This is a genomic window from Schaalia turicensis ACS-279-V-Col4 (genome assembly GCF_000296505.1).
Classification (GTDB): domain Bacteria; phylum Actinomycetota; class Actinomycetes; order Actinomycetales; family Actinomycetaceae; genus Pauljensenia; species Pauljensenia turicensis_A.
On record NZ_JH815208.1, the window covers coordinates 791,856 to 805,742 of the forward strand.

12 protein-coding genes are annotated in these 13,887 nt (G+C 58.9%); 9 read left to right on the forward strand and 3 right to left on the reverse strand.

Going from position 1 to position 13,887, the window contains the following annotated elements; all coding sequences use genetic code 11:
- The first annotated feature begins 146 nt into the window (after positions 1 to 146).
- The 9 genes from HMPREF9241_RS03440 (at position 147) to HMPREF9241_RS03480 (ending at position 12,430) form a co-directional block, all read left to right on the forward strand.
- The gene (locus HMPREF9241_RS03440) at positions 147 to 1,988 is read left to right on the forward strand and encodes a cation:proton antiporter (RefSeq protein ID WP_006680886.1); all 1,842 of its coding nucleotides are present in this window, start codon (positions 147 to 149) and stop codon (positions 1,986 to 1,988) included.
- Positions 1,989 to 2,238: 250 nt separating this feature from the next.
- Complete coding sequence (locus HMPREF9241_RS03445; protein ID WP_006680887.1) at positions 2,239 to 2,901, forward strand: DJ-1/PfpI family protein; 663 nt, start codon at positions 2,239 to 2,241, stop codon at positions 2,899 to 2,901.
- Between the two features lies 1 nt (position 2,902).
- Complete coding sequence (locus HMPREF9241_RS03450) at positions 2,903 to 4,342, forward strand: alpha-amylase (RefSeq protein WP_006680888.1); 1,440 nt, start codon at positions 2,903 to 2,905, stop codon at positions 4,340 to 4,342.
- A 1-nt stretch (position 4,343) separates the two neighbouring features.
- Positions 4,344 to 5,252 carry a TatD family hydrolase gene (locus HMPREF9241_RS03455; protein WP_006680889.1) on the forward strand — a complete coding sequence of 303 codons (909 nt, stop codon included), beginning with the start codon at positions 4,344 to 4,346 and terminating at the stop codon, positions 5,250 to 5,252.
- 218 nt (positions 5,253 to 5,470) lie between these two features.
- Positions 5,471 to 6,595 carry a resuscitation-promoting factor gene (locus HMPREF9241_RS09700; RefSeq protein WP_006680890.1) on the forward strand — a complete coding sequence of 375 codons (1,125 nt, stop codon included), beginning with the start codon at positions 5,471 to 5,473 and terminating at the stop codon, positions 6,593 to 6,595.
- A gap of 245 nt (positions 6,596 to 6,840) precedes the next feature.
- Positions 6,841 to 8,256 (forward strand): aggregation-promoting factor C-terminal-like domain-containing protein, encoded by a 1,416-nt coding sequence (locus HMPREF9241_RS03465; protein WP_006680891.1) that lies wholly within the window; start codon positions 6,841 to 6,843, stop codon positions 8,254 to 8,256.
- A gap of 105 nt (positions 8,257 to 8,361) precedes the next feature.
- A complete protein-coding gene (rsmA, locus tag HMPREF9241_RS03470) occupies positions 8,362 to 9,453 on the forward strand; it encodes a 16S rRNA (adenine(1518)-N(6)/adenine(1519)-N(6))-dimethyltransferase RsmA (RefSeq protein ID WP_006680892.1) in 1,092 nt (363 codons plus the stop codon).
- Positions 9,446 to 10,426: a 4-(cytidine 5'-diphospho)-2-C-methyl-D-erythritol kinase gene (locus tag HMPREF9241_RS03475; protein ID WP_006680893.1), complete on the forward strand. Its 981-nt coding sequence runs from the start codon at positions 9,446 to 9,448 to the stop codon at positions 10,424 to 10,426. The genes rsmA and HMPREF9241_RS03475 overlap by 8 nt, the downstream gene beginning before the upstream one ends.
- The gene (locus tag HMPREF9241_RS03480) at positions 10,427 to 12,430 is read left to right on the forward strand and encodes an ABC-F family ATP-binding cassette domain-containing protein (RefSeq protein WP_006680894.1); all 2,004 of its coding nucleotides are present in this window, start codon (positions 10,427 to 10,429) and stop codon (positions 12,428 to 12,430) included. It begins immediately after the preceding gene.
- On the opposite strand, the gene HMPREF9241_RS03485 is transcribed toward HMPREF9241_RS03480, so the two are convergent.
- The 3 genes from HMPREF9241_RS03485 to HMPREF9241_RS03495 are packed head-to-tail and all read right to left on the reverse strand — an operon-like array spanning position 12,405 to position 13,887.
- Positions 12,405 to 12,725, reverse strand: a complete 321-nt coding sequence (locus HMPREF9241_RS03485; RefSeq protein WP_006680895.1) for a DUF4298 domain-containing protein — start codon at positions 12,723 to 12,725, stop codon at positions 12,405 to 12,407. The two genes, HMPREF9241_RS03480 and HMPREF9241_RS03485, sit on opposite strands and share 26 nt — an antisense overlap.
- On the reverse strand, positions 12,722 to 13,255 hold the full coding sequence (locus HMPREF9241_RS03490; protein WP_006680896.1) for a MarR family winged helix-turn-helix transcriptional regulator: 534 nt from the start codon (positions 13,253 to 13,255) through the stop codon (positions 12,722 to 12,724). The genes HMPREF9241_RS03485 and HMPREF9241_RS03490 overlap by 4 nt, the downstream gene beginning before the upstream one ends.
- On the reverse strand, positions 13,252 to 13,887 hold the full coding sequence (locus tag HMPREF9241_RS03495) for a TetR/AcrR family transcriptional regulator (RefSeq protein WP_040318374.1): 636 nt from the start codon (positions 13,885 to 13,887) through the stop codon (positions 13,252 to 13,254). Before HMPREF9241_RS03495 ends, HMPREF9241_RS03490 begins: the two co-directional genes overlap by 4 nt.

Below are 13,887 nucleotides of genomic sequence, written 5' to 3' on the forward strand. Positions count from 1 at the left end.
TCGCGCTGATGCCCGTGTGCGCTGATAATCCTCGTACTAACGATCATCTGCACTCGCAGTCATATGCTCTGAAAAGTGCCTGCGCTCAGAACCACCGGCGCTGAGACTGGCGAGAAAACCCGCGACCCCTTCAATAAAATGCGGGTATGAACACCCTGCTGATTGCCGTTGTCGCGTTGATCGCTATCGCTTTTGCTGCGCAGGTGTCGCAGAAAATCGGCGTGGCCTCACCGCTGATTCTGCTTGCACTGGGCATCGCAATCGGCTTTCTACCATGGGTTGATCCGATCGAGTTGGAACCCGATCTGATCCTCGAAGTCATCTTGCCCCCGCTCCTGTTCGCGGCCGGAGTGTCGATGCCAATCATGGATTTTCGGCGCGAACTGAGAATGGTCGCAGCCCTTGCGATCGGCTTGGTGATCATCAGCGCTCTGGTCGTCGGTTGTGTCTTGAACTGGCTGGTCCCGGCTATTTCGCTCCCGTGGGCAATCACGCTGGGCGCGGTGCTCTCGCCGACTGACGCGGTTGCCGTATCGATTGTGAAGAAACAGGGTGTCGCTCCACGCATCATCACCATCTTGGAGGGCGAGGGCCTGTTTAATGACGCGACGGCCCTTGTCCTGGTGTCGTCGGCAACGTCGGCTGCACTTCTGGGTGACGCCGATGCCCTCAACCCCGCGCACCTGCTGAGCGATTTTGTTATCGCGCTACTGACCGCCGTTGCTGTTGGCTGGGTGGTAGGCGAAGTTGGTAGCCGCATGCGTTCAAAGATTAAACAGCCCGCAGCAGACACCGTTTTTTCGTTTGCGATGCCGTTCATTGCCTCGATCCCCGCTGAACACTTGGGTGGTTCAGGCTTGGTCGCGGCCGTCGTTGCAGGTTTGATCGTTTCCTACAATCGCAACGTGCGCATGCCTGCTCTGAACAGGCGGTTTTCCCAGCAGAACTGGCACACGGTGGAATTGGTCTTGGAAGGCTTCGTCTTCCTGATTATGGGGATCCAAGCTTTCGGCATCTTCGAGAAAGTTGAGGAAGGCCAGATCGGCGTTGGATATGCCCTGCTCCTCGCCCTGCTTCTTGGCCTCATCGCGGTTGGTGTTCGCGTCCTCTTCCTCGCGCCCCTCTTGGCGTTCTTGAACCACAGTCAATCGCATGCTCGCGCGCGAATGGAACGTGACGAAGAACGTCTGCGTCTGCATGAAGAGCGCCTGGCGCACGCGAGTGATGTCGATCCTGAGCTTCTTGAAGCCCGAAACATGAGCCTCGAGCACTGGAATGCGGCTGTTGAACGGTGGCACCGCAGGGTTGAACGTGGCTGGCGCCAGCAGAGGCGTCGCGGAAACGACTTGGAATACTTCAACGCCCAGCCCTTGGGCGTGCGCGAAGGGTCGATTCTGGTGTGGGCAGGCATGCGAGGTGCCGTCACGCTTGCGGCCGCCCAGACCCTGCCTTTCGCGACCCCGATGCGTAACGTCCTCCTGCTGATCGCACTGGTCGTGGCCGGCGGTTCGCTGGCATTGCAGGGCTTGACTCTGTCGTGGGTGATCCGTTTGGTGAAGCCTCAGATGGCTACAGATACAGTGAATGAAGAAGAACGCGAGCACCTTCTTCACCTCATGCATTCCTCGCTTAAAGAGACTGCTCTGGCCGAGGCCCTGCATCCTTCCGCTCTTAAGACACCCATGCCTTTCGGTGGGGTGATCGGAGCAACCAGCGTCCAAGCGAGCGTCGCAAAGGGGACATCAGAAACTGCCTCCACTAGTGAAAGCGATGGGCGTGACCCGGTGCCCGTAAACCCCATTCCGGACAAGACGCCCGAGCAAGGTGCCCTCACCATCGAACAAATGCGAGTCCTTGCCCTCGAAGCGATCCGCGAACAGCGTCAGGCTCTGCTCGAAGCACGTAATGAAGGCGTGTTCTCATCCGCCGCCCTCGAAACGGCAATGGAGCGCCTGGACCAAGAAGAAATCATGCTCAACATCGGTTGATCCTGTCGATCATGCGCAACTTCCCGTGAGTGCGGCGATGATCCTGATCACTATCTCCGTCGGCCCGACGGTGGTCGTCGGCATCGTCCCATCGCGTAAACCATGCGTGAAGATCCCGTCGAGGCTCTGCGAAGCAAGTCATGTGGCGCGTAGACGCGGGGCAGTAGGTAGGTAGTTTCACGCTTGCTGTCAGTGAATTCGTCCATGGTCAGCGCGATACTTGAAGGCAGAAAGCTATTAGGAGGTCCTCATGCCAACCCCGACCACTGTCACAACCGACGCGTCCGTCGGCGTCCTCATCGCGCCCGGACTAGAGGAAGTGGAAGCGCTCGCGGTCGTCGACTGCCTGTATCGGGCGGGCGTGCGCGCTGATCTGATTGCCGTTCCGGCATCAGACAGTCAGGCCGTAGAAGAACCTCGTTCCAATCCTTTTGCTAGCGCGCCGTCGTTGCTGTTGCCTACCCGTTCCCTGTCCGTCACGTCGTCGCACGGCATCACATTGGTGTGTGACCTGCATCTTGATGACGCGGACCTGTCTGAATACACCGTGCTGTTCCTGCCCGGAGGCATGCCGGGCACCGTGAACCTTGAAGAAAACACGAAGATTCAGGCAGAGATTGCTCGTCGCATCGCCTTCGGCAAGCCTGTCGCTGCGATCTGCGCGGCTCCTTCGGTCTTGGCTCACGCTGGATTCCTCGACGGGCGAAACGCGACGGCGAACCCGGGCTTTATGAAGGATCTCGAAGTGGGCGGGGCGCGCGCTCTGACCGATTCGGTTGTCGTGGACGATAACGTGTTCACGTCGCGCGGAATGGGGACGGCTATCCAGCTTGGTCTGAGCCTCGTGAACCATCTGCTGGGCGAAGAGGCTGCCAAGGCGGTTGAAATCGCGATCGTGAAACAGGGCGACTGACATGAACGGCACTTTGTTGCAGGGTTTTTCGTGGTACGTGCCCAATGACGGCTCGCTTTGGCGTTCGATTGCTGATCAGGCGCAGCACCTGTCTGACCTGGGAGTCAGCGCCGTGTGGTTGCCTCCGGCATATAAGGGGCAGGCGGGCATTGATGACGTCGGATACGGCGTGTATGACCTGTGGGATCTGGGGGAGTTTGACCAGAAGGGCGCTGTTCGCACGAAGTATGGGACGCGCGAAGAATATGTGGGGACGATCCAGGCCTTGCATGATTACGGGATCCACGTGCTTGCAGACACGGTTCTCAACCACAAGATGGGTGCAGACGCGTCAGAAACGGTGACCGCAACCCCGATTGATCAGCAGAATCGCACCATTGAAGTCGGCAACCCTGAACAGATCCAGGTCTGGACGCGATTCACGTTCCCAGGTCGTGCTGGCACGTACTCGGATTTTGAATGGGACTGGACGTGTTTTCACGGGACCGACTGGGATGAAGCGACTGGGCGCAAGGGGCTCTGGCTGTTCGAGGGTAAAAAGTGGAACGAAAACGTCGATGACGAGTTCGGTAACTTTGACTACCTGATGGGCGCTGACGTCCACTTGACCGATCCCAAAGTCATGGATCACCTGGTCGAATGGGGAGCCTGGTATCTCGAAACAACGGGGGTTGACGGCCTGCGCATGGATGCGTTGAAACACATGGGACGCGACTTTACGATGGCATGGCTCGACCGCATGCGTGATGTTTCTGGCAAGGAACTCTTCACGGTCGGCGAATACTGGAGCGCTGACCTTGGTGAACTGCGGTCATTCATCGGTGATGATCGCCGACTGAGCCTGTTTGATGTCCCGCTTCACTTCAACTTCCACCACGCGTCGCGCGCCAACGGTACCTTCGACATGAGCGGAATCTTCAACGGCACGCTGGTGGACGCGGACCCCACGATGGCAGTCACATTTGTGGAGAATCACGATACTCAGGATGGTCAATCGCTGGCGTCGCCGGTCGATAGTTGGTTCAAGCCCGCAGCCTATGCGCTGATCCTTCTTCGCGAGGCCGGCTACCCCTGTGTATTCCACGCCGACCTATTCGGGGCTGAAGGTGAGCATCCTATTGCTCCGGTTGAAGGACTAGAAACCCTGATGAAGATGCGTAAGACGCACGCGTACGGTGTCCAGTGGGATGCGTTCGACGATTCTCACGTGGTCGGTTGGGCGAGGCAAGGGCAGACGGATGACGCTAGTGACGGTGTTGCTGTTGTTATTTCCGATTCTGGTGAAAGCGCAAAGACTCTGAACGTGGGTGCTCATCATGCCGGTCAGGTCTGGGAGTGCGTGATCGGTCGATGTGAACCCGTCCAGATCGGTGACGATGGTTCTGCTTTGTTCCCGGTTCCAGATTCCGGATTGTCCGTCTATTCTCCGAAGGGGGTTTGACGTGGGTAAACGACGCCCTCGCACATGGCCAGAGGTCCCGGCTCCGCTGGCGGAGCCGGTCATGGATAATCACACGCACCTTCCCGTCCATGAGGGCGAAATTCCGAAAGCTGACGGTGTGAAGCTGTCCCTTGAAGAACAGATTGAGCGTGCTCGATCGGTGAATATCACCCGCCAGGTCTCCTCTGCCTGCGAGCTCCCTGACTTCGATCCGATGATTCAGATCGCTCGATCCTTCCAAGGCGTCCAGGTTTCGCTGGCGATCCACCCAAACGAAGCCGCTCTTCACGCTGGAATCCAGGTCCCGTCACCCGACGGCTTAATCCCGACTCGGCGCGATCATCACATTCCCCTTGACGAAGCGCTGTCAGAAGTTGAACGACGTTTAAGTGATCCGACGGTCGTCGCCGTCGGAGAGAGCGGGTTGGACTACTTCCGTACCGCAGACGAAGGTAAGCAAGCGCAAAAAGAATCGTTTGCCGCCCACATTCAGATGGCTGAGCGAGCCGGCCTGCCCCTGCAGATTCACGATCGTGACGCTCACGATGACACGGTTTCCGTCCTTGAGGACGTGGCGCGCGCAGATCAGCTGATTGTCTTTCACTGCTTCTCCGGAGATGGACAACTGGCAGACATCCTGGCAAAGAATGGCTGGTATGCATCGTTCGCGGGCCCCATTTCGTATCCCGCCAATGATCACCTTCGCCAGGGGTTTCTCCGGATGCCCCGCGAACTTGTTCTTGTCGAAACGGACGCTCCCTACCTGACACCCGTCCCACATCGTGGTTCGCCAAACTCTTCGTACGTGATGGCTCACACCGTCCGATTTATCGCGGATCTTTGGGAAGCCAGTGAAGAAGAGGCCTGCCGTCGATTGATGGAAAACTCGCTCAGAGTCTACGGAAAGTAGGGGGGTGGGTATGCCTTTTTGGCGGTTGAGAACGCGCTAGCTTCGTCCCATGAGGCATCAAGATCGGCGATGAACCTCGTTAATTTGTTTCGTGAAGATAGACACGAACTGACGCACGCAGATAACAAAACGGTTACGGTAAGTGTGTTAGTCCGTTATCGGCTCACACGATGCACGCATCGAGTCACCCGAGCGGAACCTTCAAAGTCTGGAGCCGCGTGAACATTTCACACCCGAGTAAACGAACCGTCATCACTGGCGCGTCCGCGCTTGCCCTTGCAATGGTGGGAATCGCCGCGGGCGGAGTTGCCTCTGCTCATCATCAGGTCACTCTCGAACTCGACGGTGTCTCACTGCCGGTCGAAGGTTTCTACACCACTGTTGACGATGTTCTTGAATCTGCAGGTGTGAATATTGGCGAGCACGACCTTGTTGCTCCCGCGACCTCAACTCGCGTCCACGACGGCGACATGATCGTAGTCCGCATGGCCTCCGCATACGCGGTGAACATTGACGGTGAAGACCTGACTGCATGGTCGACCGCCGACAGCATCGACGGCGTCTTGGACTCCATCAACAGCGAGTCCACGATTACGTTGGCTGCGGATCGTTCCAAACTGCGTTCTGAAATGCCCGTTGTTACCGACGGTACGCCGATCATCCTTGACGTTGATGGCACACAAACCGAAATCACCGCGTCCGGTAAGGGAGCTGACAAGGTTCTCGCAGATGCTGGTGTCAGGCTCGGCGAATTTGATCGTTTCTCTTACATCTTCAGCGAAGGTAAGACCACGTTGAAGGTCACCCGAGTGAGCCGAGAAACCGTCACCGAAACCGAGGCGGTTGCTTACTCGACCCAAGAGCGTGAAGACGACACCCTCTACCAGGGCGAAACCTCGGTCGTTCAGGCCGGTGTGAACGGCTCTATCACCCGCAAGCTGTTCCGCGAAACAGTCGACGGGCAGGTCACCGTGAACCGTGTGATCTCTGAAACCAAGACCAAGGCAACCAGCGAGATCGTTGCCAAGGGAACCAAGGAGCGCACCGCTTCAACCGCTGCCGCTTCTGCCGGCGCTGGAAGCGCATACTCACTGTCTGCTGATTCTTCTGGTGTTTGGGCAGCCCTTGCGCAGTGTGAGTCGGGCGGTAATCCGGCAACGAACACGGGCAACGGATACTACGGTCTCTACCAGTTCACCTTGTCGACCTGGCGGTCAGTTGGTGGTACGGGGCTTCCGTCCAACGCGTCCGCTGAAGAACAAACTGCCCGAGCTCAAGCGCTGCAGGCGCGTGCAGGCTGGGGTCAGTGGCCGTCGTGCACTCGAGCAATGGGCCTGTACTGACAGGTGACGCGCCTGTACTAACCGGTCATTGGGTCTGAACTGACAGATTCTGCCTGAGTGACAACAGAATCCACGTTGCTGGGTGACGTTGATTCTCAACACGCCGCGGGTGAGCGTTGACTTTCTTAAAATAAGTGGGGTGTAAAGGATCACCTTGCACCTGTTCACCTGTGCAGTGCCCCCGGAATCACGTACCGTGGACACTGGTGAACTACTCACATTCCACTCAAGGAGCTACCGACCTCGTGATTTCACGTTCGATGCTTTCTGAAACCGTCCTGCACCCCACCCGTGCTTTCCTGGGCGGATTAAACCCAACGCGCAAAACAGTCGTTGCCACCGCATGGTTGGCGTCTGCGACGATGGCGGTTGTTGCTGGAGGCGGAATGATGTCGTCTCGCGCCGAGCTGACGCTCGAAGTCGATGGGGTTTCTCAGCCGATTACGACGTGGGGTGGAAGCGTCTCGTCGGTTCTGGCGCGCGCGGGTGTCGCGGTTGGTGAACACGATCTGATCCAGCCGTCGTTGAACACGGTTGCTCCCGATGGGGGAACGATCATCGTGCGTACCGCGAAGGAATACAAGCTGACCGTTGATGGGACGCCGACGACGATTTGGTCGACCGCTTCCTCCGCTCAGGCTCTTCTTGTCAGTTCATCATCCCTTGGTAGCGATGTTGCCGTTGCGGTGGATCGTAGGTCTGTCAGGAAAGATGTGACGAAGATTGTTGAGCGTTCGCAGAACATCACGGTTCAGGCTGACGGTCAGCAGACTAGGGTTCAGGTCTCTCCTGAACAGCGTCCCGATGACATCGTCGCGCAGGCTGGAGTCCAGTTGACTCCCAATGACCGCCTGAACGTGAGTGTCCGGCCTGATCGCTCGATGAAAATTAACGTGGACCGCGTGACTCGCGGATACGTTGATGTGGATATCCCCGTTGAGTTCAGCGAAACCACCCAAGAGTCTGCGGACCTGTTCAAGGGTGAATCGAAGATTACCCAAGCGGGTGTTCAAGGCGTTGCTGCTCAGAAGCAATGGCAGGAAAGAGTAAACGGCAGGCCCGTTTTTTTCGCCGTGATCAGTGAATTGGTGACAACCGCTCCCACCGCGCAGGTCAGGTCGAATGGTACAAAGGAAGCGACTCCTCAGGCGCTTGCTATCGCCGGAATCGACCCGAAGGCCACGTTGGAGACAACCGTGGACAGTGCGGGCAACTCGATCACCGCATACACGGCAAAGCTTGGAACGATCTCTACCGAAGACGAAGTGAACGCTGTTATTGCATCGATTGAAAGCGCGACGGATCGTGCGAAGGCTCGCGCTGCGTCCGTGTACGGTGTCAGCGTCGCTTCCTATGCTGCTGGCGATCCGCGTGGCATTGCCCAGGAACTGGTGGTCAGTTTTGGCTGGGACATCAGTGAATTCCAGTGCCTTGACAAGTTGTGGACTCGCGAATCTCATTGGAACCCCAGAGCAGAGAACGTGAGCTCGGGCGCCTACGGTATCCCGCAGTCGCTTCCCGGCTCGAAGATGGCGTCCGAGGGTGACGACTGGCGAACCAACCCAGAAACCCAGATCAAGTGGGGTCTGAAGTATATCAAGGGTCGCTACCAGAGCCCGTGTGGTGCATGGGCTCATTCTGAGTCTGTCGGCTGGTACTAATCCTCCGCGTGAATTGTGCGGGCACCGTTCATTGGCATGGCGAGCGCAACCTAGCGCACACTTTCCGCACCGCGGTCCAGCCTGCCTGACCAGTAGAATGACAGGGTGACTCGATCTCGTACCCGCACCCCGAATACTCGCTTGGATCCGACTCTTCCAGAGGGCGTCCAGCCGTCTGAAACCGGCTTGCTTGGCCCGCTTGAAGTGAAAGCGATTGCCGATGCGCTCGGTATTCGCCCGACGAAAGTTTTGGGGCAGAACTTTGTACACGATGCTGGGACGGTTCGTCGCATCGTTCGCGCCGGTGGTGTGGAAGCGGGGGACGAGGTCATTGAGGTCGGCCCTGGCCTTGGTTCGCTGACGCTGGCGATTTTGGAGACCGGTGCGCGCGTGCGGGCGGTCGAGATTGATCCGCCACTGGCTCGAGCTCTTCCGCAGACTGTTGGTGCTCGTATGCCTGAAGCCGCTGATCGTTTCCACGTGGTGAACGCGGATGCGACGAAGATCAACGGTGTTGCTGACTTCGGTGTGGATTGGCCACCTCCGACGAAGCTGGTCGCGAACCTGCCGTATAACGTTGCTGTTCCGGTGCTTCTGGCGATGCTAGAGAGATTCCCGACGCTGACGGATGTTCTTGTCATGGTCCAGTCTGAGGTCGCTGATCGCTTGGCTGCAGGCCCCGGGTCGCGCACCTATGGCGTGCCGTCGGTGAAGGTCGCCTGGTACGGTCAGGCTGAGCGTGCGGGCACGATCGGTCGCAGTGTTTTCTGGCCGGTTCCGAACGTGGACTCTGCGTTGGTTCGTTTGCGCTGCGATGGCGAGCCTCGTGGCGATGAAGACCTGCGTCAAGCAACCTTCGAGGTTTGTGATGTGGCGTTCGGTCAGCGTCGTAAGACTCTCCGCGCTGCGTTGAAGACGTGGGCGGGTTCGCCAGCTGCCGCCGAAGCGCTGTTGGACGTTGCCGGAGTGGAATCGACCGCCCGCGGTGAAGCACTCGGTATTGAAGAATTCGTGCGCCTTGGTCGCGCGGTCCTCGAACTGCGTGCGTGTGGGGTGCTGGCTGCTCGCGTCGATCCGCGTACAGGCAAGTCCGTGGGGTCTTCCCCAATAGATCAGGCCGCCTCCACTGCAGCCCTTGGCGCTGACAATGGGGCGGAGTCAGCGCTCGCTCAACAGCAGGATTCTGCTGATGCGTGAAGTGAGGGCGAGCGCTCCGGGCAAAGTGAATCTGACTCTTCGCGTGGGACACCCGACCGAGGACGGATATCACCCGCTGGTCACGGTCTTTGAAGCGCTCAATATGCGCGAGACAGTCACTGTTCGCACATCGCGCCGTCTTGGTATTCACGTGACAACAACGGCGTACCTGCCTAACGGTCGGGTTGATGAAGCGACGACTGCTGCAATGGCGGAGTTGGATCCCGAAAACCACTTGTGCGTCAAAGCTGCACGTAGCCTGCAGAAACTTGCTGCGATGGGGCCGTGGGGACACACGGCTGCCGGCATTGAGATCCACGTGGAAAAGCATGTGCCGATGGCTGGCGGTATGGCCGGTGGCTCCGCGGATGCTGCCGCGACGCTTGTTGCCTGCAATGCACTCTGGGAGCTGGGCCTCAACAGCGATCAGCTTGAAATGATGGGACGAACGCTGGGTGCTGACGTTCCCGCATGCCTGACCGGTGGCATCGCGCTGGGAACCGGTCGAGGCGACCATACGAGTCTGCTTGCCGACGGTTCAGACGAACCGCGTCACCACTGGGCGATCGCCTTGGCGCACGGGGGTTTATCAACACCTGCTGTTTTCCATCAGCTTGACCAGATGGGCGGGCCTGGAGGCACGTGGGAGCTTCTTGAAGATCTCAGTGATGAAGCGGGCGCTCTACTGACAGGTTCTGCCGAGCAAGCCGCGCCCTGCCTCGTCAATGACCTGACCGAAGCGGCACTTGAATTGCGCCCCGAACTGGCTAAGACGATTGCTGGCGCGCGTCATGCTGGCGCCCTGGCCGTGATTCTTTCCGGATCCGGCCCGACAATCGCGGCCCTTGCCACCAGCGCGGAAGACGCCCACTGCATCGCCGACGAACTCGCTCAGCTCCCCACCGTCTCCGCAGTGTTGACGACGTGGGGTGCCGCGCGTGGCGCAATGATTGAGCACGAGGACAACGCATAAATGGCTCACCTTCTAGGAACGCAATCCCTGGCCACAATGGCGGGATCGCGCAAACTGCTCGATGACGTCACCGTCAGCCTGTTTGATGGGTCGCGCGTCGGTATTCTTGGCCCGAACGGCGCTGGAAAGTCGACCTTGCTACGCCTGGTGGCCGGGATTCAGGAACCGGACTTAGGCCTCATCACCATGCGCGACGGTGTCCGCATCGTTGTGTTGGATCAGGTGGATTCGCTCGACCCGCAGATGAGTGTTGTCGACGCTGTCCACCCCGGGCTTGAAGAATACGAGTGGGCCTCGAACGCAACGATCCGCGACATCCACGCGGGTCTGCTGTCCGACATCGACACGCGCGCACTGATTGGGACCCTGTCGGGTGGGCAGAGGCGTCGCGTTGCACTTGCCCGAGTACTCGCCACCGAATCTGACATCGTCTGCTTGGACGAGCCGACGAACCACCTCGATGTTGAAGGCGTCGCGTGGCTGGCCCGTCACCTGAACGCGCGCTTCGCGAAGCCCGGCGCGAATGGTGCTCTGCTGGTTGTCACGCACGACCGATGGTTTCTCGACACCGTGTGCGAGCACATCTGGGAAGTCGTCGCCGGAGTCGACCCGGGTGGCGACCGCCCACAGATCGCTGGCCACGTCGAAATCTACGATGGCTCGTACGCTGCCTATATGCTGGCCCGCGCCGAACGTGTCCGCCAAGCCGATGTGGCTGCCCAAAAGCGCGCGAATCTACTGACCAAAGAGCTCGCGTGGTTGCGTCGAGGCGCGCCCGCGCGCACATCAAAGCCAAAGTTTCACATTGCTGCCGCAGAAGCCTTGATCGCCGACGTGCCACCACCGCGCGACACCGTTGAACTGGTGAAAATGGCGACCGCGCGCCTGGGCAAAGACGTCCTGGACCTTGAGGATGTTTCGATCGCGTTCACGCGCCCGAACGGCGAGGCGAACATCATCTTTGACGGTGTCACCTGGCGCCTCGCACCCGGCGAACGAGTCGGCATCGTCGGTGTCAACGGCGCAGGAAAGACAACTCTGCTGAACCTGCTGCGCGGAGACATCCAGCCTGACTCCGGTCGCGTCAAGCGGGGTAAAACCGTCGAAGTGGCCACGCTGTCCCAGGACACGCATGAACTGGATGCGCTCGCGGATATGCGAGTCGTCGAAGCCGTCGCCGAGGTTGCGCAGACCTCGATCGTCGACGGGCGCGAGGTCAGTGCCGCACAGATGACGGAACGCATGGGCTTTACCCGTCAGCGCGCCTACACGCGAATTAGCGAGATTTCGGGTGGTGAACGCCGTCGCCTGCAGCTGATGCGCCTGCTGATGGCTGAACCGAACGTGCTCCTGCTTGACGAACCGACGAACGACCTTGATACCGATACTCTGGCGTCGATGGAAGACCTGCTGGATTCCTTCCCGGGCACGCTCGTCGTCGTTTCGCATGACCGTTACCTGCTGGAGCGCGTCACCGACCACCAGGTCGCACTGCTCGGCGATGGAAAGTTGCGCGCCCTGCCCGGCGGTGTCGAACAGTATCTCGCCATGCGCGAAGAGGGGCTGGGGCTTACGACTTCCGGCGCTAATGCAGGCTCAATGTCGGCGAATGTATCCGGGAATTCGACAGGTAAGTCCGCGGGCAATTCTGCTTCGAATTCCGCGGGGAACGAGGCCGCCCCGACCATCTCTAACGCCGCCGCTCGTAGGGCGGCGAAGAAAGACGTCGATCGTATCGAACGTAAACTCGAAAAACTGCGCGCCTCGGAAATAAAACTGTCTGATCGCCTCGCCGATCTGGGTGCTCGCGTTGCCACGGATGCCTCGTTGGTCGATGAACTGACACAGGTGGCAGCCGAACATCGCCAGATTCTAGACGAGATCGATGAACTTGAAATGGCGTGGCTGGAAGCGGCGGAACTGTTGGATGAGTTGGGAGCTGGCAGCCAGGACTCAGCCGCCGATGAGGACGAAGAGCTCAGGCGCCCAGCAGATCGTCGGTGAAGAAACGGCTGGAATCCGCCAGAAGTTTGGCCATGAGGGCGCGCTGGCGACTATAGAGGTTCCACACTTCGTCTTCGTCGATCACGCCAAGGCGTTCACCTGCTTCGATTGCGACCTCACGGTTGTTCATCCACGACGACGAATACTGATCCATCAGTGGAATCATTGTCTGATCCAGTGTCTCAATACTGGCCAGCGCATCTTCTGTCTGATCCATCAGCGCGCACGCTTCGGTGTAGCGCTCTTCCATGTGGTGCAGGCGCTCCAACGCTTCAGATTCGCGGGTCACAGTCATTCTTTAGTTTCAAAGGGGGCCAGTAGAACTGTCAGAAGATCAGCGAGTTTCTCGCGCTCGCCAGATGACAGAGGAGCCAGGATTCCACGTTCAGAATTGAGTAGGGACGCAAGCGCGGTATCAACCTTCGTCTTGCCTTCCTCGGTCAGTTTCACCTGAACGACGCGACGATCTTCACGCGCGGAAGAACGGGTGACCAGGCCTTTCTCCTGCAGGCGGTCAATACGGTTCGTCATCGTGCCACTTGTCACCAAGTGCTCGGCGATTAAATCACCCGGACTCAGCACATAGGGTTCCCCTGCGCGACGCAGGGACGAAAGAACGTCAAATTCCCACGTTTCCAAGCCGTGGTCGGCGAATGCGGCTCGGCGGGCGCGGTCGAGGTGCTTGGCCAGACGAGTCACTCGCGACAGAACGAGCATCGGCGTGGGATCCAGATCTGGGCGCTCGTTCGTCCACGCTTCGACAATGCGAGCGACCTCATCGTGCGCCTCGTGCGTCGGGCAGGAAGCGCGATCAGCTGAAGTCATTGCACACAATCCTCCGATCGGACGACCAGCGAGGGGCTGGGACGCATATTGCGAATGCCGTTCCAGACTAGGTTTACAACGTGTGCGGCGACCTCGTCCTTCTTCATTCGCCGATCGTCCAGCCACCACTGTCCAACCTGTGCAATGAGTCCGACCAGCATCTGCGCGTACAGGGGAGCGAGGTTCGCGTTGATGTCCGTGTGTGAGAACTGTTCGGCCAACAGGTATTCAACGCGCGACGCGACATCGCCGAGCACGGAAGAGAATGAGCCCTGCGTGCGATCGGTGGGTGCGTCGCGAACCAGTACGCGGAAGCCGTCCGTGTGCGATTCGATGTAGTCCAAAAGGGCAAGTGTTGCGTTTTCTAGAAGGATACGAGGCCTGGCGCTGGACTCCAACGACGTGTGAAGCTTCGTCACGAGCGCCTGAACTTCACGGTCCACGATGACCGCATACAGGCCTTCCTTGCCGCCGAAGTGCTCATAGACGATCGGCTTCGACACTTTTGCCTTCGATGCGATCTCTTCAACGCTCGTCGCATCAAAGCCTTTTTGAGCGAAAAGTGAGCGTCCAATCTCAACTAGCTGTTCGCGCCGTTCGAACCCGCTCATTCGCGTGCGTTTTTCACTCAT